The sequence below is a fragment of the Pseudomonas putida genome (genome assembly GCF_009883635.2).
GTDB classification, from domain to species: Bacteria; Pseudomonadota; Gammaproteobacteria; order Pseudomonadales; family Pseudomonadaceae; genus Aquipseudomonas; species Aquipseudomonas putida_W.
Genome location: NZ_CP026115.2, coordinates 5,507,674 through 5,530,446, shown reverse-complemented (window position 1 = coordinate 5,530,446; position 22,773 = coordinate 5,507,674). Strand labels below are relative to the sequence as shown.

Annotated in this window: 22 protein-coding genes, 2 pseudogenes and 1 riboswitch; of the genes and pseudogenes, 14 read left to right on the top strand and 10 right to left on the bottom strand. The window is 63.2% G+C overall.

All coding sequences use genetic code 11. From position 1 onward, the window contains the following. Nucleotides 1-102 precede the first annotated feature (102 nt). Nucleotides 103-471: a hypothetical protein gene (locus C2H86_RS25150; RefSeq protein ID WP_159410366.1), complete on the bottom strand. Its 369-nt coding sequence runs from the start codon at nt 469-471 to the stop codon at nt 103-105. A 247-nt stretch (nt 472-718) separates the two neighbouring features. On the opposite strand from C2H86_RS25150, the gene C2H86_RS25145 reads away from it, so the two are divergent. Next, the gene (locus C2H86_RS25145; protein ID WP_159410365.1) at nt 719-1,033 is read left to right on the top strand and encodes a hypothetical protein; all 315 of its coding nucleotides are present in this window, start codon (nt 719-721) and stop codon (nt 1,031-1,033) included. A 63-nt stretch (nt 1,034-1,096) separates the two neighbouring features. Here the strand turns inward: C2H86_RS25145 and C2H86_RS28250 are convergent, their stop codons facing one another. Beyond that, on the bottom strand, nt 1,097-1,258 hold the full coding sequence (locus tag C2H86_RS28250) for a hypothetical protein (RefSeq protein WP_178120111.1): 162 nt from the start codon (nt 1,256-1,258) through the stop codon (nt 1,097-1,099). A gap of 173 nt (nt 1,259-1,431) precedes the next feature. After that, nucleotides 1,432-1,654: riboswitch (cobalamin riboswitch) on the top strand. Nucleotides 1,655-1,763: 109 nt separating this feature from the next. Here C2H86_RS28250 and C2H86_RS25140 point away from each other — a divergent pair. The 7 genes from C2H86_RS25140 to C2H86_RS25110 all read left to right on the top strand — a co-directional run bounded on the left by C2H86_RS25140 (nt 1,764) and on the right by C2H86_RS25110 (nt 8,265). Then, nucleotides 1,764-1,949, top strand: a complete 186-nt coding sequence (locus C2H86_RS25140; protein WP_159410364.1) for a CbtB domain-containing protein — start codon at nt 1,764-1,766, stop codon at nt 1,947-1,949. Nucleotides 1,950-1,956: 7 nt separating this feature from the next. Further along, a complete protein-coding gene (locus C2H86_RS25135; protein ID WP_159410363.1) occupies nt 1,957-2,649 on the top strand; it encodes a CbtA family protein in 693 nt (230 codons plus the stop codon). Between the two features lie 17 nt (nt 2,650-2,666). After that, nucleotides 2,667-3,059 carry a cobalamin biosynthesis protein gene (locus tag C2H86_RS25130; protein ID WP_159412993.1) on the top strand — a complete coding sequence of 131 codons (393 nt, stop codon included), beginning with the start codon at nt 2,667-2,669 and terminating at the stop codon, nt 3,057-3,059. Nucleotides 3,060-3,089: 30 nt separating this feature from the next. Further along, nucleotides 3,090-3,842 (top strand): precorrin-4 C(11)-methyltransferase, encoded by a 753-nt coding sequence (cobM, locus tag C2H86_RS25125; RefSeq protein WP_159410362.1) that lies wholly within the window; start codon nt 3,090-3,092, stop codon nt 3,840-3,842. Nucleotides 3,843-3,903: 61 nt separating this feature from the next. Continuing rightward, entirely contained in the window at nt 3,904-4,146 is a 243-nt protein-coding gene (locus C2H86_RS25120) for a DUF1272 domain-containing protein (RefSeq protein ID WP_159410361.1), read from the top strand. Between the two features lie 215 nt (nt 4,147-4,361). After that, nucleotides 4,362-4,976, top strand: a complete 615-nt coding sequence (locus tag C2H86_RS25115; protein ID WP_159410360.1) for a response regulator transcription factor — start codon at nt 4,362-4,364, stop codon at nt 4,974-4,976. Nucleotides 4,977-4,989: 13 nt separating this feature from the next. Beyond that, entirely contained in the window at nt 4,990-8,265 is a 3,276-nt protein-coding gene (locus C2H86_RS25110; RefSeq protein ID WP_159410359.1) for a transporter substrate-binding domain-containing protein, read from the top strand. On the opposite strand, the pseudogene C2H86_RS28820 reads toward C2H86_RS25110, so the two are convergent. From C2H86_RS28820 to C2H86_RS25100, 3 genes and pseudogenes are all read right to left on the bottom strand, one after another. After that, a pseudogene (locus tag C2H86_RS28820) lies at nt 8,240-8,671 on the bottom strand (methyl-accepting chemotaxis protein); the annotation flags it as partial. The gene C2H86_RS25110 and the pseudogene C2H86_RS28820 sit on opposite strands and share 26 nt — an antisense overlap. A 153-nt stretch (nt 8,672-8,824) precedes the next feature. Further along, nucleotides 8,825-9,454, bottom strand: a pseudogene (locus tag C2H86_RS28815) (PAS domain-containing protein); the annotation flags it as partial. Nucleotides 9,455-9,673: 219 nt separating this feature from the next. After that, nucleotides 9,674-10,693, bottom strand: coding sequence for a LacI family DNA-binding transcriptional regulator (locus tag C2H86_RS25100; protein ID WP_159410357.1), 1,020 nt, complete (start codon nt 10,691-10,693; stop codon nt 9,674-9,676). A 206-nt stretch (nt 10,694-10,899) separates the two neighbouring features. Here C2H86_RS25100 and C2H86_RS25095 point away from each other — a divergent pair, with 206 nt between their 5' ends. The 3 genes from C2H86_RS25095 to C2H86_RS25085 all read left to right on the top strand — a co-directional run bounded on the left by C2H86_RS25095 (nt 10,900) and on the right by C2H86_RS25085 (nt 13,290). Continuing rightward, complete coding sequence (locus tag C2H86_RS25095; RefSeq protein ID WP_159410356.1) at nt 10,900-11,439, top strand: gluconokinase; 540 nt, start codon at nt 10,900-10,902, stop codon at nt 11,437-11,439. A gap of 111 nt (nt 11,440-11,550) precedes the next feature. Continuing rightward, nucleotides 11,551-12,903 (top strand): GntP family permease, encoded by a 1,353-nt coding sequence (locus C2H86_RS25090; protein ID WP_103447493.1) that lies wholly within the window; start codon nt 11,551-11,553, stop codon nt 12,901-12,903. Between the two features lie 84 nt (nt 12,904-12,987). Beyond that, a complete protein-coding gene (locus C2H86_RS25085; RefSeq protein WP_159410355.1) occupies nt 12,988-13,290 on the top strand; it encodes a hypothetical protein in 303 nt (100 codons plus the stop codon). 29 nt (nt 13,291-13,319) lie between these two features. Here C2H86_RS25085 and C2H86_RS25080 read toward each other — a convergent pair whose 3' ends face one another. The 4 genes from C2H86_RS25080 to C2H86_RS25065 all read right to left on the bottom strand — a co-directional run bounded on the left by C2H86_RS25080 (nt 13,320) and on the right by C2H86_RS25065 (nt 18,672). Further along, the gene (locus C2H86_RS25080) at nt 13,320-14,747 is read right to left on the bottom strand and encodes a sigma-54-dependent transcriptional regulator (protein ID WP_159410354.1); all 1,428 of its coding nucleotides are present in this window, start codon (nt 14,745-14,747) and stop codon (nt 13,320-13,322) included. Continuing rightward, nucleotides 14,722-16,212, bottom strand: a complete 1,491-nt coding sequence (locus tag C2H86_RS25075; RefSeq protein WP_159410353.1) for a sensor histidine kinase — start codon at nt 16,210-16,212, stop codon at nt 14,722-14,724. Before C2H86_RS25075 ends, C2H86_RS25080 begins: the two co-directional genes overlap by 26 nt. Nucleotides 16,213-16,515: 303 nt before the next feature. Next, a complete protein-coding gene (locus tag C2H86_RS25070) occupies nt 16,516-17,973 on the bottom strand; it encodes a sensor histidine kinase (RefSeq protein WP_159410352.1) in 1,458 nt (485 codons plus the stop codon). A gap of 105 nt (nt 17,974-18,078) precedes the next feature. Beyond that, on the bottom strand, nt 18,079-18,672 hold the full coding sequence (locus C2H86_RS25065; protein ID WP_159410351.1) for a lytic transglycosylase domain-containing protein: 594 nt from the start codon (nt 18,670-18,672) through the stop codon (nt 18,079-18,081). A gap of 185 nt (nt 18,673-18,857) precedes the next feature. Here C2H86_RS25065 and gspG point away from each other — a divergent pair, with 185 nt between their 5' ends. Then, nucleotides 18,858-19,283, top strand: coding sequence for a type II secretion system major pseudopilin GspG (gene gspG / locus C2H86_RS25060; RefSeq protein WP_159410350.1), 426 nt, complete (start codon nt 18,858-18,860; stop codon nt 19,281-19,283). An 11-nt stretch (nt 19,284-19,294) separates the two neighbouring features. Next, complete coding sequence (locus tag C2H86_RS25055; protein WP_159410349.1) at nt 19,295-20,485, top strand: type II secretion system F family protein; 1,191 nt, start codon at nt 19,295-19,297, stop codon at nt 20,483-20,485. Between the two features lie 2 nt (nt 20,486-20,487). On the opposite strand, the gene C2H86_RS25050 is transcribed toward C2H86_RS25055, so the two are convergent. Further along, nucleotides 20,488-21,402 carry a site-specific integrase gene (locus C2H86_RS25050; protein ID WP_159412992.1) on the bottom strand — a complete coding sequence of 305 codons (915 nt, stop codon included), beginning with the start codon at nt 21,400-21,402 and terminating at the stop codon, nt 20,488-20,490. 185 nt (nt 21,403-21,587) lie between these two features. On the opposite strand from C2H86_RS25050, the gene C2H86_RS25045 reads away from it, so the two are divergent. Beyond that, the gene (locus C2H86_RS25045; protein WP_159410348.1) at nt 21,588-22,769 is read left to right on the top strand and encodes an NnrS family protein; all 1,182 of its coding nucleotides are present in this window, start codon (nt 21,588-21,590) and stop codon (nt 22,767-22,769) included. Nucleotides 22,770-22,773: the final 4 nt, after the last annotated feature.

Here is a 22,773-nt window from a genome sequence, read left to right as displayed (position 1 = left end):
GACGGCTCCATTCCCTAGAATGCACCTCGCTGATGGATCAGCACCCATCGCAAAAAGCCCGCTCTCATGTGCGCGGGCTTTTTGCTCTTGCAGAGCAATGCTTCAGGCTTTTTTACACATCAAGGCAGCATCGAGCAGCCTGCCATGGTCGTACCAGGCGTCGCGCTGGTAAGCCGTGAACTGACGCTCGGTTCCCGTGCCGTGCAGTTCTACCAAACCAGCGGCCTGGGTGAGGTCGGTACTTTCGACGTACAGTTTCACCGAGTTGTCGCCATCGACCTCATAGGTTTTCACGTTACCTTGAAGTTCGCCTTTGACACACCCCAGATAAGCGGTCGTGCTTCTATCGGTAGTACCGGACGTATAATCATGGCCATCGCGCACATCCCGATTCTGTGCACACCCGGCCATCAACAGCGTGGCAAAAGTGGTTAACAGTATTGCGCCTGCGACCGATCTTGAACTCTTCACGCGACACGCTCCTGCTGCCCCATCGATAACTGACGAAAGAGTGGCCAAGCCGAACGCCCTTTTTAGTTCTCGTGTGCCCATGGTACTGCGCAAAGTGCACAGCACAATAGGCTTGTTTGCTATATGGGCAATGGTCCATGACTGGCAACTTTCCGGCTTTCGCATTATTTCTTTAGCCGAGCGGAACGATTTCAATCAGCCATGATTCTCATGCGTATCGACCACGCGCAACGTTCAGGAGAGTCCCATGGTGTGGTGGCTGGAAATACTCGCCCAGTTCGTGATCTCCACAGGACTTGCCGTGTTCAGCATCTTTGTGTTCTGGGCCTATACGCTGGCGTTCGGCAAGACCTACAGCAAGCTGCTGTCAGCCGCGCTGGCGCTCGCCCTGCTGGGCATCGCCGCCTTCCCCCATGGCACGAGCGTGGCCATCGGCCAGCAGGCGCTGCTGGGGGCTGGCAGCGAATTCCTGTTGCTGGTCGCGGACGCCTTGGGTGTGATCAGCGCCGTGATGATTGCATCATTCTTCTTCAACCCTGGGCGGTTGCTCGAAGATTCATGACGGTAGCCAGGCTATCCGCCCAGCCCTTGGCCGGTGAGCGAACAGCCGTCAGCTTCAGTACTGTCAGCGTGGGCCACCACCGTGCCCGCCGCCCATCATGCCTGGGCCGCCATGCCCCCCACCATGCCCACCACCGCCACCTGGCGGCATGAACATCCAGCAACCTGCCAGCGTGGATACCAATGCAGCCACCACGGCGGCACGCAATACATGCTTCAACTTCATTGCAACGCTCCAAAAGCAAAAACGGGTGCCCTGCCGGATGGAAGGCAGAACAGCGTTGCAAGTGTAATTTCCAGACCGGGCAGCCTGGCGAGCTTTTCCATTTCTTTACAGTTGCGTGGTACAGGCCTGGCCCCATGCACCTTTGCATTTGACGCCACCTTCGCCGCGTGCTCTCCTAACGCCTTGCGTCAGGTGCCCCATCGAGGGTGAAACGGGAAATCGGTGCGTCGCAGGCCCTTGTCAGGGCCGGGCAAATCCGGTGCTGCCCCCGCAACGGTAAGCGAGCGAAGCGTCCAGACCACTGTGCCACGCAGTCCGGCATGGGAAGGTGATGCTTTTCAAGGAGCCCAGCTCCTCCTCGCAAGCCCGGAGACCGGCCTGGCGTTCATGAACACCCCGCGGAGGGCGGGCGCTGTCGCATTCCCTCGGGCGCCCTCGTGCCCGGGGCTGCCGCGCTTGTCCCCATTGCCTTCTAAAAAGCAAAAGCAAAGCAGAGGATCGCGTCATGCCCATCACCAGCGCCAAACACAACATCACTACCCCCGTCACCCTCAGCCAGCGCGTGGTCATTGCCGTCGGTGCCAGCCTGCTCGGCCTGTGCCTGGTGTACTTTGCCGGGTTCTCGCACATCGAAGCCGTGCACAACGCCGCGCACGACACCCGCCACAGCGCCGCATTCCCTTGCCACTGAGGCTGCCATGATCAAGCGTATCGCCCGCACTGCCGGGTTCAGCGGCCTGCTCGCCGCTCTGTTGCTGACCCTGCTGCAAAGCTTTTGGGTCGCACCGCTGATCCTCGAGGCGGAAACCTATGAATCGGCCGCTCCGGCAGCCGAGCACCACAGCCACGGCGACGAAGCCAGCGCTGGCCACACCCACAGCGAGGAAGCTTGGTCGCCAGAAGATGGCTGGCAGCGCATCCTGTCGACCACCGGCGGCAATCTGGTGGTTGCCGTCGGCTTCGCCCTGATCCTCGCCGCCCTGTACAGCCTGCGTGAACCAGGCCGTACCAGCACGGGAGCGCTGTGGGGGTTGGCCGGTTTTGCCGTGTTCTGCCTGGCCCCTACCCTGGGCTTGCCGCCGGAACTGCCAGGCACTGCCGCAGCCGACCTCGGTCAGCGCCAGAGCTGGTGGATCGGCACCGCAGCCGCGACCGCAGTGGGCCTGGCCCTGCTGGTGTTCGCACGCCATGGCTTGCTCAAGGCACTGGGCGCCGTCTTGCTGGTGGTGCCGCACGTGATTGGCGCTCCGCAGCCGGAAGCCCATGAAAGCCTGGCCCCGCAAGCCCTTGAGGCTCAGTTCAAGATCGCTTCCTGGCTGACCAACGCGGTCTTCTGGGTAGCCCTGGGCCTGCTCAGCGCCTGGCTGTATCGCCGCTCCAGCCACGCCTGATGGCCATCGACCAGCCATTGCCGGCGCTGTACGCCGGCTTCGGCTGCCGTCGGGGTTGCCCGGTGGACGTCCTCGACGTGTTGCTGCATGAAGTGCTGCAGCGTCACGGCCTGACCGCCACAGCACTTCGCGGCTTTGCCAGCATCGCGGGCAAGGCCGACGAGCCAGGCCTGCAACAACTCGCCGCACGCTACGCCCTGCCGTTGGTAGTTTTCGCTACCGAGCAACTGCAGGCGTACGAACCCCAGCTCAGCCACCGCTCCGCAGTCGCCTACGCCCACAGCGGCTGCTGGGGCGTTGCCGAGAGCACAGCACTGGCCCTGGCCAGCCTCAGTCACGCCGGCGCCACACTCAGGGTAACCCGTCAGGTGCGCGGCCCCGCTACCCTGGCACTGGCCTCTGCCGGATAATCGCTTCTTTCATCATTTCAAGGATCTGCCATGACGGTCTACTTCATCGGCGCCGGCCCCGGCGACCCGGAACTGATCACGGTCAAGGGCCAACGCCTGATCCGTCAGTGCCCGGTGATCATCTATGCCGGTTCGCTGGTACCTGCGGCGGTGCTCGAAGGGCATCAGGCCGAGACGGTCATCAACAGCGCCGAACTGCACCTCGAGCAAATCATCGACGCCATCCGCACCGCACACGCCAATGGCCAGGACGTGGCCCGGGTGCACAGTGGCGACCCCAGCCTGTATGGCGCCATCGGCGAGCAGATTCGCCACCTGCGCGAACTGGGCATCGATTACCAGATCATCCCTGGCGTCACTGCCACCGCCGCCAGCGCGGCATTGCTCGGCTGCGAACTGACCCTGCCACAAGTGGCGCAGACGGTCATCCTCACCCGCTACGGCGACAGCTCACCGATGCCAGCAGGCGAGCAGCTCGGCGACCTGGCCCGACACGGCAGTACCTTGGCCATTCACCTGGGGGTCAAGCACCTGCCACGTATCGTCGAAGAACTGCTGCCCCACTACGGCCCCGACTGCCCGGTCGCGGTGGTTCATCGTGCTACCTGGCCAGACCAGGACTGGGTGCGCGGCACGCTGGCCGATATCATCGAACAGGTTGCCTGCAAAGGGTTCCGGCGCACCGCCCTGATCCTCGTCGGCCATGTGCTCGGCGATGCGCCGTTCAGCGAGTCGGCGCTATACCGCGCCGGCCACGCCCACCTGTACCGCCCCGGCGACTAGCATTGCCAGGCTGACGAGGGGCGGAGCAGACTGCGCATTCCACCCGACCGGAGTGATACCCATGCTGGAGCTGCGCCCTAATTGTGAATGCTGCGATGCCGACCTGCCGGGCGATAGCCCAGACGCCCTGATCTGCTCGTTCGAATGCACCTTCTGCCGTAACTGTGCAGACCAACGCCTGCAAGGACGTTGCCCGAATTGCGGCGGCCAGTTGCTGGCCCGCCCGACGCGGGTGGGCCAGGCCTTGAGCAATAACCCCGCCTCGACCCAACGGGTCCTCAAGCCTCATCCGACCTGCGCCTGACCCTCCGCCAATACAGGCACCGCCACTTCTGACGGTGTCTGTAGCAGCTACCGTGTAGGAATTTTCCACAACACCGGCTCGCTTGTTCAACACATCTATACTCGCCATTACCATGGATCCGGAATCGTCGTATCGTGCCGCACAGCAGAAAAAGCTTGCAGACGTATTCCTGATTGCCTCAGGAAGCCGACCACATTCCGACAGGAGTTAGTGACATGACAACCGTGCTGATCGTTGATGATCATGCCATCGTCCGTTTTTCCTTACGCATATTGCTCGAGCGTGAGCGCTTTCGCATCGTCGGCGAAGTCGACAATGGCAGTGAAGTAGCACAGAAGGTGCGCGAATTGCGCCCGGATGTGGTGCTGCTGGACATAGGGCTCCCCGGCCTGGATGGCATGGAAGTCATCAAGCGCCTGCAACAACAGGAGCCTGCCCCCAAGATCATGGTGCTGACCGGGCAGGCCACCGACCTTTACGTGCGCCGCTGCCTGGATGCCGGGATTGGTGCATTCGTTACCAAAGGCGAAGACCTGGAGGCCGTGGTGTTCGCAATCAAGGCCCTGATCAAGGGCTACTCCACCTTCCCCCAGATGTCGGTGAACAGCAATACCCTGGAGAGCGAGCCAGAGCGCCTCGGCAGCCTGTCCAACCGCGAGATGGAAGTATTGCGGCGCCTGAGCCGTGGTGAAAACAACAAGAACATCGGCGCCTGCATGAACCTCAGTGCCAAGACCATCAGTACCTACCGTGGCCGTATCATGGAAAAACTCAAGACCGAGTCACTGGTGGAAATGGTGGACCTGGCCAAACGCAACGACGTCAGATGAGCGTGCGGGAAGCATGAAATCTGTCCTGGCCGGCCTGACCCTGCTCATCGCCCTGCTCTGCTACCCGTTCATGGCGCTTGCCGATGGTGAATCCAGGCATTTGCTGGCACGCGCCACCAGTGCTACGCAACCGCTGCAGCTGAATGACGACGACCGCCAGTGGCTGCAGCGGCGCGGCGTGTTGCTACTGGGGAGTTCACGGCCGGATTACCCACCCTTCGAGATCAACGTCAGCCTGGCTGATTACGAAGGCCTGAGCGCCGATTATGCCGGGCTGATCGCCGAGCAGCTGGGCGTACCGATCGAAGTCAGGCGGTTCGCCAGCCGTCATGAAGCGATCGCCGCGTTGCGTGCTGGCACCATCGACCTGCTGGGCAGCTCAAATGGCTTCGAAGCTGCCGATGCCCAGCTCAGCCTCAGCCTGCCCTATGCAGAAGACCTGCCGGTGATCGTGACGCGCGAGTCCTCCCCGCTACTACATGGCAAGGACCTGGCTGGCTTGCGCCTGGCGATGGTCGACCACTACTTGCCGGGCGAGACCGTCCGCTCCCTCTACCCCAATGCCCAACTGAGCCTCTATCGCTCGACCCTCGCGGGCCTTGCGGCAGTCGAACTGGGCGAGGCCGACGCCTATCTGGGCGATGCCATCAGTACCGACTTCCTGATAGGCAGAAGTTACCAAGGCATGGTGAAGATCGATCATTTCTGCCAGGTGGCGCCCGGCTCTTTCGCCTTCGCATTCGCCAATGACAACCCACGGCTGCGCCGCCTGGTCGATAGTGCCATGGCCAGGATCACCGAAAGCGAGCGCCTGAACATCCTGCGCCGCTGGAGCAGTGGCAATACCAGCCTGTTGCTGGACCGCCACCTGTCAGTACTGACACAGGAGGAAAACGAATGGATAGCCCGGCATCCGACGGTCAGTGTACTGGTCGACACGGCCCTGGCCCCGCTCACGTTCAATGACGCCGAGCAGCATGTCAGCGGAATCACCATCGACCTGCTCAAGCAGATCGCCCTGCGCACCGGCTTGCAGTTCAAGTTCATCGAGCAAGGTACCGTGCAGCAGATGGTTGACAAGGTCGCACGCGGCGAGGCACAGATGATCGGAGCACTGGGCTATGGCACGGAACGCGCAGCCCAGCTGCGCTACACCCGTCCGTATCTGGTCAGCCCCAGGGTGCTGGTGACGCGCGACCAGGCGCCCTCGCCACTGCACGCCAGGAACCTGGACGGGCAACGCATTGCCCTGCTGCAGGGCTCCCACCTTCGCGCCGAAGTACTGCAGCGCTTCCCGCAGGCGAAACTGGTCATGGTGAACAACCCCCTTGGCCTGATGGAAGCGGTGGCCAACGGCGACGCCGACGCCGCCTATAGCAGCTACATCAATGCCTCGTACTACATCAACCAGGTATTCAAGGGGCGCCTGCGTATCGCCGGCGTCGTGGGGGACGAGCCGGCCGTTGCCTCCTTCGCGGTCGCCCCTGACCTGCCGCAATTGCAGGCCATCCTCGACAAGGCGTTGATGAGCATTCCTCCCGAAGAACTGGAACAGCTGATAAACCGTAGGCGCAGCAGCACCTTGGTCAGCGACAGCCCCTGGCGCAACTACCGCACCCTGGCCCTGCAAGTGTTGGTGCTGTCAGCCCTGCTGCTGGCGGGCGTGGTGTTCTGGAACAGCTACTTGCGCAAGCTGATCCACCAGCGCACCGAAGCGCAGCGCGCCCTGCAGGCGCAACTGGCCTTCAGCCGCGGGCTGCTGGAGCAACTGCGCCAGGCCAAGGATGAAGCAGAACAGGCCAGCAAAACCAAAAGCGCGTTCCTGGCGACCATGAGCCACGAGATCCGTACCCCCATGAACGCGGTGATAGGCCTGCTGGAACTGGCGCTGCAAGACAACCGCGCTGGCCACTGCGACACCCAGACCCTGCAAACCGCCCACGATTCCGCCATTGGCCTGCTTGGGCTGATCGGTGACATCCTTGATATTTCCCGCATCGAATCAGGGCACATGACCCTGCAGCCGGTTGCGACCGACCTGGTCGAACTGCTGCGCAGCACCCTGCGCGTCTTCGAAGGTAACGCACGGATAAAGGGCTTGCACCTGCAAGGCGAGCTGCCAGCGGGCCCACTCTGGGTCTTGGCTGACCCGTTACGGATCAAGCAGATCCTCTCCAACCTGTTGAGCAATGCTATCAAGTTCACCGATCGTGGCGACGTACAAGTCCGCCTCACGTTCAACCCCGTGAGCGCAGGCGACATCGCGCTGGTCGAGGTGAGCGTGACCGACACCGGTATCGGCATTGCCGCCCAGGATCAGGCCCGGCTGTTCAACACCTTTACCCAGGCCTCAGGCCCCCGAGCGAGCCAAGGCGCTGGCCTGGGCCTGGTCATCAGCCGGACCCTGACCGAACTCATGGGAGGCAGGCTGGACCTGCAAAGCGTGGAAGGCGTCGGCACCCGTGTGCTCGTCCAGTTACCGCTGCCACTGAGTGCGCCACCCGCCCCCGTGGAGCACCCTGCAGTCGCCGACGAAGCCGAAAGCGGGCCGCTGAATGTGCTGGTGGTCGATGACTACCCTGCCAACCTGCTGCTGCTGGAAAAACAGCTGCACAGCCTCGGTCACCAGGTGACGCTGGCCGAGAATGGCGAATCGGCGCTGACCTTGTGGCAAGCACACGACTTTGACCTGGTCATTACTGACTGCAGCATGCCGGTGATGGACGGCCATGAGTTGGCCCGCAGGGTTCGCCAGCTCGAGCAAGAGCGCGGGCTACCCGCCTGCAACATTCTAGGCGTCACCGCCAATGCCCAGGCCGAAGAGCGTCAACGTTGCCTGGAGAGCGGCATGGACGACTGCCTGTTCAAGCCCATCGGGCTGCAGACACTGAAGGCACATCTGCCCCAGGCACGCGCCGCCGCCCATGCACCTGCATCAAGGGTCAGTGGTTTCGACCTGAACGAACTGCACCACCTGACCCAGAATGACCAGCAGCTGACCCGGCACCTGCTCGAGCAACTGACGCAAAGTGCCCGCGAGGACCTGGCCGCCCTGCAAGCCCTGGATGCCGCCAGCGACCGCGAGGCGCTGCGCACCCTCGCTCACCGCATAAAAGGGGGCGCCAAGATGCTGCGGGTGCGCGGGGTGGTCAAGGATTGCGAAGCCATCGAGCAGGCTCATGCCCAGGGGCTGCCGACGAGCGCGCTGCACCTGCAGCTGGAAACGAGCCTGCAGGCCTTGCTGCGGGAACTGGGCGACGCCCTCAGTGCAATTGCAGTGTCGAGTTGATCTGGCTGATGGCGTCGACCACGTGACGCGAACCCTGCTGGATTTCCATGATCACCGTTCCCGCCTCGTTGGCCAAGGCAACGCCACGCCCGGTGCGGGACAGGCTCGACTGCATGCTGGCCACGGCGGTCAGCGACAGGTCGTGGTTCTGGCGCACCACGTCGACAATTTCCAGCGTCGCCTTGCTGGTGCGCGCGGCCAGGCTACGCACTTCATCGGCCACCACGGCAAAGCCACGGCCATGCTCACCGGCCCGGGCCGCCTCGATGGCCGCGTTCAATGCCAACAGGTTGGTCTGGTCGGCGATGCCACGGATGGTCAGCACGATCTGCCCGATCACATCCGACTGTTTGCTCACCGCATCGATGCTGCGCGCGGCGTCATTGAGTTCCTGGGAAATCTGCTCGATGACCGCTACCGTCTGTTGCACCACCTCGGTACCCTTGCGCGCGCAAGCATCGGTCTGCACCGAACTGGCATGGGCCGCATCGGCGGCGCTCTGCTGGGTGCTGACCTGCGCGGTGATGTCGCTGGCGAACTTGACCACCTTGTACAAGCGCCCTTTGCTGTCGAAGATCGGGTTGTACGAGGCCTCCAGGTACACCGTCTGGCCTTGCTTGTTGATCCGCTCGAAGCGGTGCGAGTGATATTCGCCGCGATTGAGTGAAGCCCAGAACTCGCGGTATGCGCCGGATTCACGTTCATGGGGCTGGCAGAACAGCCCATGGTGACGGCCCACCACTTCTTCCAGGCGATAGCCCATGGTCGCGAGGAAGTTCTGATTGGCCTTGATCACCCGCCCCTGCGGCGTGAACTCGACCACGGCCATGGACCGGCCAATGGCCTTGAGCAGGCTTTCGCTCTCGTGTTCGTCCTTCACCCGCTGGCTGATATCGGCTGCCACCTTGATCACGCTGGTGACCTGCTGTTGCTCGTCGAGCACCGGCATGTAGCTGGCCTCCAGCCAGACCTCACGGCCTGCCTTGTCGACGCGCTCGAAGGTGCCGCTGATGGCCTTGCCCTGGCCCAGTTCATGCCACAGTTGCTGATATTCGGCGGTCTTGGTGTAGCCTGGGTCGCAGAACAGGCGGTGGTGCTTGCCGCGCAGCTCGTCGACGTCGTAGCCCATGGCCTGGCAGAACTGCGCATTGGCATCAACAATGGTACCGTCGGGGGCGAACTCGATCATGGCCATGCAGCGGCTGATCGCGGCAAGCTTGGCCTGGCTCTCGGCCAGGGCCTTGCGGGTGCGCTGAATCTCGATCAAATCAGACTTGCGGTGGAAGTCGAACATGGCGCCACGATCCTTGATGCCCAGGGTTTTCTGAGCATAGATCGGCTTTGTTACCGTGCAAGCCAATTGATATCACTTAGTGATTAAACAGTTAGCGACGGTTCCTGCAAAACCTCATGAACTCTCGCGCACCATCAGTTCAAAGCCCAGATCCTGCTGCTCGGTCGCTACCCGCTTGCCATCGAGCAGCGCCAGCAATGCCTGGGCGGCGCCCCGACCAACGGCCGCCCGTGGGGTGCGAATGGAGGTCAGGCGCGGCACCATGTGCGCCGATGCGGGCAGGTCGTTGAAGCCGACCATGGCCACCTGGTTCGGCACCTCGATGCCTTGACGCAACGCCTGCAACACCGCGCCCTGGGCGAGGTCGTCGTTGCAGAAGAAGATGCCATCCACATCAGGCGCCTGCGCCAGAAGCTGGCTGAACAGTTCACTGCCCAAGGCAATGGATGACGGTTGTGGCGCCAGAATCTCCAGCTCAGTGGCCTGCATGCCGGCGTCGGCAAGGGCCTGGCGGAAGCCTTCGGCGCGCTGCATCACCCGTGGGTCGAGCTGCGCGGCAATGAACGCCAGGCGCCGCCGCCCCCGCTCGATCAGGTGGGTTGCCGCGGCCCGCCCGGCCTGCTGCTGGGAAAAGCCCACCGACAACGCGCCAGCCTCACCGCCCAGCTCCATCATGTGCACGCAAGGCACGCCGCTGGCGGCCAGCATCTGCCGCGCCGCGTCGCTGCGGTCGAACCCGGTGAGCAGCATGCCGCAAGGCTGGTAGGCCAGGTAATTGCGGATCAGGTTCTCTTCTTCGTCGAGGTCGTAGTGATAGTTGCCAATCAGCACTTCCAGCCCACGCGGGCGCATCACCTCGTGGATAGCCTCCAGGGTGTCGATGAACAGCTGGTTGGACAGCGACGGAATCAGCACCACCACCGATTGGCTGCGCGCCGACGCCAGCGCCCGGGCTGCAGGGTTGGCGACGTAGCCCAGGGACGCGGCAGCGGCCATGACCTTTTCCACCAGTTCCGGGGCAACCGTGCTGACTCCGCGCAACGCGCGCGAAGCGGTAATCGGGGAAACCCCGGAAAGCCTGGCGACTTCAGCCAGTGTGGGACGACCTGTGGTGCGAGAGCCTGTGCGGGACATGGATGTTGTAATTTTACTACTTGCAGGAATGGGGAACGGCCACTAAGGTAGCGCTGTCTCAGGACGCAGGCAATGTAATCTTTGGTAGTGGCCACTGCAGCACACTGCCAAGCGTCCATACTGCGTAAGGACAAGATCAATAACACCGGGGAGGTGGCGTTTCGTGAGCGACGAGACAGCGCTATCTCACCCCGCAGGAGGTACTGATGAATTCTCCCCTGTCCGCCATCGTGGTGATGGGCGTGGCCGGCTGCGGCAAAAGCTGCGTCGGTGATGCCATTGCCAAGCGAAGCGGCGGTCGCCTGATCGAAGGCGACGCGTTCCACCCTGCCGAAAACATCCGCAAGATGAGTGCCGGTATCCCGCTGGACGATAATGACCGTGCCGGCTGGCTGGTGCGCCTGGGCCAGGAGCTGCAAGCGACGGTGCAGGCCGGCGAACGGCCGATCCTCACCTGCTCCGCGCTCAAGCGCCGGTATCGCGACACCCTGCGCGCGGCGATGCCGGAGCTGGTGTTCGTGTTCCTCGAACTCACCCCCGCAGAAGCGGAAAAACGCGTGCTTGCCCGCCCAGGCCATTTCATGCCGGCCAGCCTGATCGACAGCCAGTTCGCTGCCCTCGAATCACCCAGGGGCGAACCCCTGACCCTGCCGCTGGACGCCACTCAACCGATTGTGGTGCTCGCCGAATCGGTCGACGCCTGGCTAAAGCCCTGCGGTGAGCGGAACCTGGCGCGGACTGCCTGAACCGGCGGTTTTTCCGGCTCACCAAAGATAGCGCTGTCTCGACGCCTGAAGGCGACGAAAGTTCAATAAATGCTACGCCCAAAACAACGATAAGACCGAGGCATCAAAACCATGTTCGGACTGGCTACAGATACCTACCTGCTGCTCGACGCGCTGGTCACCATCGTCGGGCTGATCCTGCTGATCACCCATTTCAAGGTCCACCCCTTCGTCGCCCTGACCCTGGCTGCCGGTTTCCTCGGCCTGACCTCCGGCATGCCGGTGGCCAAGGTGATGAAATCGTTCCAGGACGGCTTCGGTGGCGTGCTCGGCTTCGTCGGCATCGTCCTCGCCCTGGGTACGATGCTCGGCAAGCTGATGGCCGACTCCGGCGGCGCCGACCAGATCGCGCAAACCCTGATCCGCGCCTTCGGCAAGAAGAACGTGCATTGGGCGATGATGTTCGCCGCCTTCCTGGTCGGCATTCCGCTGTTCTTCGAGATCGGCTTCGTGCTGCTGATTCCGTTGGTGTTCATCGTCGCCCGGCGCTCGGGCGTGTCGCTGGTCAAGATCGGCATCCCGCTGCTGGCCGGCCTTTCGGTGGTGCATGGCTTGGTCCCGCCACACCCGGGGCCGCTGCTGGCGATCGGCATCTTCCACGCCGACATCGGCAAGACCATCTTCTATGGCCTGCTGGTGGCACTGCCCACGGCGATCATCGCCGGCCCGCTGTTCGGTAACTTCATTTCCCGCTACATCCCCGGCAACCCGTCGCAGGAGCTGATGGACCAGATTGCCAAGGAGTCGGACCAGAGCAACCTGCCAAGCTTCACCATCACCCTGGTCACCGTGCTGCTGCCCGTGGCGCTGATGCTGCTCAAGACGTTCGCCGACGTGGTACTGCCGGCCGAGCACATCATCCGCCAGTGGATGGACCTGATCGGCCACCCGATCACCGCGCTGCTCGCCGCCCTGTTGCTGGCCTTCTATACCTTCGGTTCGGCCCGTGGCTTCAGCCGCCAGCAGATCATGAAGATGCTCGACCAGAGCCTGGCACCGACTGCGGCCATCGTGCTGATCGTCGGCGCCGGTGGCGGCTTCAAGCAGATGCTGGTGGATACCGGCGTGGGCAACGTGATCGGGCAGATGGCCGTGCAGGCGGAGATCTCGCCCATCATGCTGGCCTGGCTGGTGGCGGCGGTGATCCGCATCGCCACAGGTTCGGCAACCGTGGCGACCATTACCGGTGCCGGCATCGTCGCCCCGGTGATCGACCTGGTGCCAGGGGTCAACCGCGAACTGCTGGTGCTGGCCACTGGCGCCGGTTCGCTGATCCTGTCCCACGTCAACGATGCTGGCTTCTGGTTGGTGAAGCAGTACTTCAACATGACTGTGGCGGAAACCTTCAAGACCTGGAGCATGATGGAGACGATCCTGTCGATCGTCGGCATCATCTTCATCATGGCGCTGTCGACGGTAGTGTGACCGCTGATCGGGGTGATGGCACCTGAGCATCGCGGGTAGGGCCCAACGCAAGTATGTGCCCTACCCAATGCAAAGGAGCCTGCCATGCCCCGTTCAACCTTGCTGCTGCTTGCCCTGCTCACCTCGCCGCTGGCCCTGGCGGTCGGCACCGGGCCGACCTACCCCGATGATCCGCACAACCCGGCGCCTCAACCGGGTGTCGACAGTACCCTGAACCCCATAGAGAAGCCCATGCCGCGGGATACCGACCCGCGCATCCAGGGCAATGATCCAGAAAGCCCACCGGCCAAGCAGAATGACAACCGCGACTTGCCGGGGATGGATGGCAGCGGCTCGGAAGGCACTGGCCGAGAAGGCGGGAGCAATTCAGGCGGCAGTCAGCAATAGAACCCCAGGGGCGCACTGCGCCCCTGGTCTTACCACTGGCGCTTGTCGGGCCGGGTAAGCCCCAGCTTCTCGATGCGGTAACGCAGCATGTCCCGCGACAGGCCCAGCATCCGCGCCGACTTGGTGACATTCCAGTCGGTACGATCCAGGGTCTTGCACACCAGGTCGCGCTCCATGTCCGGCAGGCTGGTGCCCGCCTCCGGCTCATGCCGTGGCATTTCGTACACCGTCGCCATGGGCTGCGCCACCAGCGGTTCATCGACCAGAGTCAGACACAAGTTCAGCTGGTGCGCCTGAACCACTTCATTCGGTGCCAGTAACACGGTCTGCTCCAGCATGTTGCGCAGCTCGCGCACATTCCCCGGCCAGGTGTAGCCGAGCATCAATGCTTCGGCTTCAGCGCTGAAGCGCAAGTTCGGCTTGCCATAGCGGCGCCCGTGGTGAGCCAGGAAATGCCGGGCCAAGAGCAGCACATCCTGCCCTCGGGCATGCAGGCGCGGCACTTTCAGGGCAATGATGCGCAGGCGGAAGAACAGGTCACGGCGGAACTTGCCTTGCTGCACCATCTGCTCAAGGTTGCAGTTGGTGGCGCTGATCACCCGCAGGTCGACCTTGCGCTCCTTGACCGCACCGATGCGGCGGATGCTGCGGTCTTCCAGCAACTTGAGCAGCTTGGCCTGCAGCACCAGGTCCATCTCACCGATCTCATCGAGGAACAACGTGCCGCCATCGGCCGCTTCCACCAGGCCCACGCGGCGTTCCTTGGCATCCGTGAACGCGCCCTTTTCATGGCCGAACAGCTCGGCCTCGAGTAGGTTGGCCGGGATCGAGGCGCAGTTGAACTCAATGAACGGTCCCTTGCTGCGCGAGCCGTCGAAATGCAGCGCGCGTGCGACCAGCTCCTTGCCGGTACCGGTCTCGCCTTCGACCAGCACTGGCGGCAGATCGTCGCTGGCCATGCGCCGCTCGGCATCGAGCACTTGCTGCAAGGTGTGCTTGAGGCTGAGCATCGCCGGTGACTCACCAATCAAGGCCTGCAAACCCGACTTCTGCGCCTCCCGCTCCTGGTAGAACGACAGGGTGCGCTCCATGCGCTCGGCCGCCAGGGCCTTTTCCAGGGTCAGCTTGAGCTCGGCCAGCACCACTGGTTTGGTCAGGTAGTGGAACGCGCCCTCCTTCATGGCCTGCACGGCATCTTCGACATTGCCGTAACCGGTCATCATGATCACTTTCAGGTCAGGCGCCTGCTCCACCAGGGTACGCAGCAGGTCGTGCCCGCTCATGCCCGGCAGCGAGTTGTCGGTCAGTACCGCATCGGGCTGAGCCCGCTTGATCTGCTCCAGCGCCAGCTCCGCGCTGTGGCAGAGCGTCACCTCGAAGCCCTTGAGGCTGAGGTAGGTGCGAATGTTGTCGCCGAGGATTTCGTCATCCTCAACTACCAGGATGCTGTGCTCCATGGTCCCCTCCCGCTGCGATATTGAAAGTGAGGCTGACGCGGGTTCCTTCCTCTTCACGGCTGCTCAGGCTGACCGAGCCGCCAAACCGTTCCATGATCCGCTTGACCAGGGCCAGGCCTACGCCGAGGCCGCCCTGCTTGGTCGTGAAGAATGGCTTGAACACCATTCTTTCCTGCTGTTGGCTCATGCCCTTGCCGGTGTCGCTGAGCAGCAGCTGCGCGCGCTGGCCATCCTGCAGGCTGACCTGTGCATGCAGGACGCCGCCCTTGGGCATGGCTTCCAGGGCATTGGAAAACAGGCTGTTGAGAATCTGCGTCAATTGCAGGGGCTGGCTGGCTACCCACTGCGCCTGCGGCCCTTCGAAGCTGAAGCGCACGCCATTGCGCTCGATCTGCTGGGCAAAGGCCTGGTGGGTATCTTCGATAGCCGCCACCAGGTCCACCGCCTCGGCGTTATCGCTGGCCGGGCGCAGCGACACCAGCAGCTCACGCACCCAGCGCGACATACGGTCGACCTGGGTGATGATGTCATTGATGTTCTTCTGCGCCAGCGGGCTGGCGATTTCCTCGGCCAGCTCGGCGCTGGAGCGGATGTTGGCCAGCGGATTGCGCAAGCTGTGGGCCACGGCGGAAGACATCTCGCCCAATGCTACATAGGTTTCGCTGGCCACCAGCCGGTCCTGTTGCTGCTGCAGCATGTGCGCGGCGCGGCGCACGATCCAGAACAGGCCGAAGTAGATCAGTGCGCCGCCCACCAGGGTCGAGGCCCAGATCAGCACGTAACCACGCTGGATACGCCGCACCAGGTCCTGCGGCTCCTTGTAGATCTCGACCATGGCCATGACCTGCTCGCCCTGGCTGTCGTACAAGGGGATGTAGTTTTCGATGAACAGGTACTTGGGCTCGCGCAAGAACTTCTGCTCTTCCCGGTCGTCCTCGGCCTTGTGGTAACTGGCAGATACCGCCTTGCGCGAGTGGAAGGCGCGGTCCAGGTCACCGTCGGCTTCGATACGCTTGCCGATAAGCTCAGGATTGGTGGACCAGACGATGGTGCGATCACGGGCATAAGCGTTGGCCAGCAAGATATCGGGCAAGTGCTCGACGTGGTCGAGAAACTCGATCCGGGTCGACTCGGCCAGGGCCGGACTGACCTGCAGGTGCTGTTGATCCAGGCGTGGGTCAAGCAGTTCGCCCATGGTGGAACCGGGTGGCAGCTGCGAATGACGCACTTCGCCCAGGGCCATGGCTTGAATGAACTGGGCGGTTAGCATGGCATCGCGCTCTACGCTGTCGCGCACCACGAAGCGGGTCGACACGTAGCCGAGACCGCCGGCCACCGACGCAATGATCAGCAGGCTGATCACCGAAAACCAGCGCAGCAGGTTGAATTCGCGAAGCGGCACGGCCAGGCCGCTGCTGGGGAGCGCGGCCGGCTTCACGGGAGCATCTTCATCCAGCATCTGCATCGCGTCGTTCCCGTACAGGGAGTCCGTTCAGAAGGTGGTCACCGCATTGCTACCGATAGTAGCAAATTGATGCCATCCCACCAGGGCAGCTGCCGCCACCGTTGTCGCGCGTTGCCTGCAGCGAGAGTCTGCAAGAACTCCGCCATGCGCGTTTACCAATCGTCATATCCATATAAATCAATCAATTACAGTTTGTTCATGGTTTCTGCTCGAGGATGATTCCCCAGATTTGGGTACCGTTTACCCAAAAGATGAAAATTCTATACAGATCAGCTAGTTATAACTTCGTCTTGATATTTTAAGTTACGAATGCACCAAGCGAAAACTGAGCGAGATCCGCGTGCCATGGCCCTGGCTGCTGCTCAACCGGACTGAACCGCCAAAGCGTTCCATGATGCGCTTGACCAGTACCAGCCCCACACCCAACCCACCTTGCTTGGTGCTGAAAAATGGCCTGAAAGCCAAGCGCAGCTGCTTTTCGTTCATGCCCCTGCCGGTATCGGCCAGGCGCAAGGTCAGGCTGCGCCGGTCGCGCTTGACCACCTCGATGCGCAACCGCCCGCCCTGCTCCATCGCCTCCAGGGCATTGGCTATCAGGCTGTTGAAAACCTGTCCGAGCAGCGCCGGGTGACCGAGCACTTGTACCGGCGGTACCGGCTGCAGGTCCAGGGTTACCCCGCTACGGGCCAGCGGCACGGCGAAACTTTGCAGGCTTTCCTGCAGAACCTGAGGCAGGTCGACCGGCACCGCTTCGTCATTCAGCGGCCGCAAGGATTGCAGCAGCTGGCGAATCCACTGCGACATGCGGTCGACCTGGCTGATGATGTCATTGATGTTGCGTTGCGCCGGTCCTTCATCAAAGGCCTGGGCCAGCTCGGCGCTGGAGCGGATGCTGGCCAGCGGGTTGCGCAGGCTGTGGGCCACCGCCGAGGACACCTCGCCGAGGGCCACGTAGGTCTCGCTGTTGATCAACCGCTTCTGCTGAACCGCCATCACCCGCGCGGCGCGGCGCATGATGCCGTACAGGCCGATGTAGACCAGCGCGGCTCCGACGGTGATGGCCATCCAGATGAGTATCAGCCCGTGCTCGATGCGCACGATCAGGTCGTGAGGTTCCTTGTAGATTTCCACCATCGCCGTGACGGTATCGCCATCGGCATCGAACAAGGGGATGTAGTTTTCGATGAACAGCTGTTCCGGCGCGATCACGAACTTCTGTTCGGCGCGGGCCTGCTCGAAATTGTGATAGCTGGCCGAAACTCGCATCTTGTATTCGAAGGCCCGGTCCAGGTCGTCATCGCCTTCGATCAGCTTGCCCACCAACGCCGGGTTGGTCGACCAGATTACCGTACGGTCCGGCGCATAGATGTTGGCCAATAGCATGTCCGGCAGATGGGCGATATGGTCGAGGAACTCTCCGCGGGACTTGCGCCGCGCTTCCGGGTCGACATCGGGCATGGCGGTCAGGTCGGTGCGTGGGTCGAGCAGTTCACCCATGGTGCGCACATTGGGGATCGACACATGGCGCACTTCGGCGTCGGCGATCGAGGTGATGAACTGCGCGGTGAGCAAGGCATCGCGCTCGATGCTTTCATCGATGATGAAGCGACTGGAAATCAGCCCCAGGCCTGCGGCAACCGAAAGGATGATCGCCAGGCTCACCCAGGCGTACCAGCGCAACAGGTTGAACGGCCTGCGCGGGGTGGCGGCTTCGCTACCCGCAGGCGCCTCGGTTGCTTCGGAACGGGGGGCGATGTCCATGGCGGACTCCACTGCAGGGCACCTTTTGAAAGGTTATAGCCTAGAGTTGGGTAACCATGGCACTGATTGGGGACGATTTGCGCCACTTCGTGACGCAAGGCCCGTTCAGAGGGGCGAGTCATCGGCCAACCCCTGCAACCTGCGGTATTCGCGCAACACGTTTGGCACATAGCGGCGGGTCTCGGCGAACGGCGGTACCGCACCCCGCCGCCGCACGGCATCGGGGCCCGCGTTGTAGGCCGCCACGGCCAGGGTGATGTCATTGTCGAACAGGGTCAGCATGCGTTTGAGGTAGCGCGCCCCGCCCTGCACATTGTCTTCGGGGTCAAGGATATCTTCCACGCCCATCTCCTTGGCTGTGTCGGGCATCAGTTGCATCAGCCCCACCGCCCCGGCCGCCGAGCGGGCCTTCGGGTTGTAGCCTGATTCGGCCTTGATCAGCGCATGCAGGAGCGCCAACGGCACATCGTAGTCGCGGGCCGCCGCAGCCACCAGTTCGGCATAGGGCCGCCCGGTGATCAACTGGGCACCGGCCGGGCCAGCCTGGGCAAGTGGCTCGCTGATCACCCGTTCGTAATGGCGTCCTGGCCGGTGGACGTTGCTCAGTACATAACCACCCTTGGCATCGATGGAAATGTACATGTCGGCCTGGGCGCTTGCCGCCACCAGCCAGGTCACTATCAGGATCACCACACGCATGTCGGTCGCCTCCCCGCCGTGCCCCCCGATATGGGGGAAATGCCCCGGAAAACCCGGGCTTTTCTGCTACGACGCAAGCACTGTGCCGCTTGCCATGGCGCATGGCGCAAGGCCCCGAGGCAGACGTGCACGGCTGTTGCATGTGGCTTGAAAAAGCGTGTCCCCATGCAGCGGAGGGCTTCACCATGCAGCGCAGATCCAACCCTCAACGTGGCTTCACCCTGCTTGAGCTCCTGGTGGTCCTGGTGGTGCTCGGTCTGTTGGCCGGTATCGTCGCGCCCAAGTACTTCAGCCAGCTCGGTCGCTCGGAAGCCAAGGTGGCGAAGGCGCAGATCGAAGGCCTGGGCAAGGCCCTGGACCTGTACCGCCTGGAAGTGGGCCATTACCCCACCGGCGAACAGGGCCTGCAGGCGCTGGTCGCCGCCCCCAGTGGCGAGTCGCACTGGTCGGGGCCCTACCTGCAGAAGGCCGTGCCGCAGGACCCATGGGGCCGCGCTTACATCTACCGTCAGCCGGGTGAAAACGGCGGTGAGTACGACCTGCTGTCGATGGGCAAGGACGGCCAGCCCGGCGGCGATGGCGAGAACGCTGAAATCACCAGCTGGCAATGAGGAGAACTCACATGCGCTATAGCCTCAAGGCCCTCGGCAGACAGGGCATCGTGCAGCTGCAGATCGACGCCGAGGATGCCGAACACGCGCGGCGCCAGGCCGAGAACCAGGGGCTGCGGGTGGTCAGCGTGCGCGGTAAGGGCAAAGCCCTGGGCGGGCTGGCCTGGCGCCGCGCGGCAACATTCGACCTGGTGTTGTTCAGCCAGGAACTGACCACCCTGCTGCATGCCGGCCTGCCGCTGATCGATGCCCTGGAAAGCCTGGCGGAAAAATCCCCCGTCGGCGCCTCGCGCAAAGTCCTGACCGAGCTGGTGCGCCAGCTCTATGAAGGCCACTCGCTGTCCCAGTCGTTGGCGCAGCAGCCACGGGTCTTCCCGCCGCTGTACGTGGCGCTGGTGCAGTCCAGCGAGCGCACCGGCGCGCTGGGCGATGCCCTGGCCCGCTACATCGGCTATCGCCAGCGCCTGGACCTGGTCCGGCAGAAACTGGTGGGCGCTTCAGTCTACCCGTTGCTGCTGTTGCTGGTCGGCGGCGGCGTGGTGCTGTTCCTGCTCGGCTATGTGGTGCCGCGCTTCAGCCTGGTGTTCGAGGGCATGGGCAGCGAACTGCCCTGGATGTCCCGGGTATTGATGGACATCGGCCTGTTCCTGCATGCCCAGCAACTGCCGCTGGGACTGGCCTTTGCAGGCGGCATCGGTGCGCTGGTGGTACTGCGCCGCAACCCGTTGGTACGGCGCTGCGCATCACGGCAACTGCGGCGATTGCCGGCCCTGCATCAGCGCCTGGTGATGTATGAACTGGCGCGCTTCTACCGCTCGCTGGGCATCCTGCTGCAGGGCGGCATCCCGATTCTGACCGCCATGGGCATGGCCCACGGGCTGCTCGGCAGCGCTTCGGCGCAAGGCCTTGAACAGGCCAGCCGGCGCGTCGGTGAAGGGCTGCCGTTATCGGACGCACTGGAAGCCGGGCAGTTGGTCACGCCCGTGTCGCTGCGGCTGCTGCGGGCGGGGGAACAATCGGGGAACCTGGGGGAAATGCTGGAACGCTGCGCGGATTTCCACGATCAGGAAATCGGCCGCTGGGTGGAGTGGTTCGTGAAATTGTTCGAGCCGCTGCTGATGACCTTCATCGGGTTGCTGATCGGGGTGATCGTGATCCTGATGTACATGCCGATCTTCGATTTGGCTTCGAGTATTCACTGACCTCAGTAGTCGAACCGATCCACCGCACGCCGCCGTTCGTTGTCATCGCGCCGGTCATAACCGGCGGTGGTCTGGATGTTGGCATGGTGTGCCAGCTTCTGCGCAATCGACAGGTCATGCTCTTCGATCACCCGGGTGATGAACGCCCGGCGAAAATCGTGGGGCATGATCTTCACCCCCACCTGGGCACCGCGCTGTCGGGCGATGTAGTAGATCGCATGCTTGGTGATGCGGGCACGGGTGATGTGGTTGCCACGGCGAATGCGGTTGAACAGGAACAGGTCATCGGACGCCCCTTCGGGCAACGCCTCGCGGCGCAGGTCCAGCCATGCCTGCAGCTTCTCGAACGCCCAGGCCGGGGCGTACTTGATCAGCTGCCGGTTGCCCTTGCCCGTGACCTGCAGGCTGCGCGCCTCGAAGTCGACCTGGCTGAGGTCGATGTCCACCGACTCCGACTTGCGCATGCCGGTACCGTAAAGCAAGGCGATGATCGCCGCATCGCGCACGCCCTGGGGCCGCGGGTCGGCCTCGCACAAGTCCATCAGTTCGCGGATCAGGCTACGCCGCAGGTTGCGCCCGGGCGGCAGGCGGCTGCCGGACGCAGGCTTCACCTCACGGATACGCAACAGCTGTTCATGGTCGATCAGGCCTTGGCGCCACGCCTCGTTCATCACCCCGCGTACCGCGTTGACATACAGCGAGGAACTGTTCGGCGCATAACCATCGGCGCGCAATGCCGCCACCAGCGCAATCACATGGCCAGGTTCGAGCCGGTGCCACGGCACATCGACCAGGTTGCAGTCGACGAAGCCGAGCCGGTCGGCGGCATCCTGGAGGATGTAACGCATGGTCTGCTGGCTGGAGGGTGCCAGCCGGGCCAGGTATTGCAGCAGTGGATTTTGCGAAAGGTTGGACAAAGCGTGAATCCTGAAGCAGGTCATTACGACTCTCCTGCAAGTCGTAATGACTAAGAAACAAGGGGTCAATAACACCCAGGGCAGTGCCATCACCTTGATATTCAAGGCCTTTGGCGATGGCACGGATCGTGATAGTACCTCAAACACGCAGACAACAACGCCCTTGATCGACCCGAGGTCAGCCCATGCTCGTACAACCGATCGATTCCCGTCCACGCCAGGCCGTCTGGGCCCTGGGTTTTCGGCCGTTCTTCCTCGGCGGCAGCCTGTTCGCGCTGGTCGCCTTGCTGATCTGGGCCGGCGTGCTGGCCGGGGTACTGCAACCCACACCGCCAGGCGGCATGCTCGCCTGGCATCGGCACGAAATGCTGTACGGCTTCGCTGTCGCCATCATCGCCGGCTTTCTGCTCACTGCGGTGCAGAACTGGAGCGGTATACCCGGCCTCAGCGGGCGACCGCTACAAGCCTTGTTCCTACTCTGGCTGCTGGGCCGGGCCAGCTGGTTCCTGCCGCTGCCAGCCTGGTTGCTGATGGTGTTGCAGGGCAGTTTTCTGCCGTTGGTGGCATTGGCCCTGGCGCGCCCGATCGTGCAGCGGCGGCTGCGCAACAACTACCCGATCATCGGCCTGGTGCTGCTGATTGCCGCCTGCCAGTGGCTGACGTTGATTGGCTGGTTGCGCCAGGACGAGTTGGGGCAACGCCGGGGTATTTTCGCCGGGTTGTGGCTGGTGGCCGCGATGATGACCCTGCTCGGTGGCCGGGTGATCCCGTTCTTCACCCGTCGCGGGCTGGGCAACATGACCCCGGCCACTGCCCGCCCTTGGCTTGACCGCGCCTGCCTGCTGCTGAGCATCGCCCTACCGCCCGCCTTCGCCAGCGGTATGGCCGACGTGCCGCAACCGGCCATGGCCGTGCTGTTCGCTGCGCTGTTCGGCCTGCACGGCGTGCGCCTGGTGCTTTGGTACGACCGTGGCCTGTGGCGGGTGCCGCTGCTGTGGTCGTTGCACCTGGCTTATGCGTGGTTGGCACTGGCCTGCCTGGGCATGGCGCTGTGGCACGCCGGGGTCGCGCTCAACCCGAGCCTGGTGGCCCACGCCTTGACCGTGGGTGGCATGACCGGGCTGATCGTGGCGATGATGGCGCGGGTCAGCCTCGGCCATACCGGAAGGCAGCTGCAGGTGCCCGGCAGCATTGCCTGGGCATTCGCGCTGATGCAGTTGGCGGCATTGGCACGGGTACTGCTCACGCTGTTCACACCGTTCGGCATCGACGTCTCGATTCTGTGCTGGAGTGGCGCGCTGCTGCTGTTCCTCTGGCATTATCTGCCGATCCTGCTGCGCCCGCGGGCGGATGGCATGCCTGGGTAAGCAG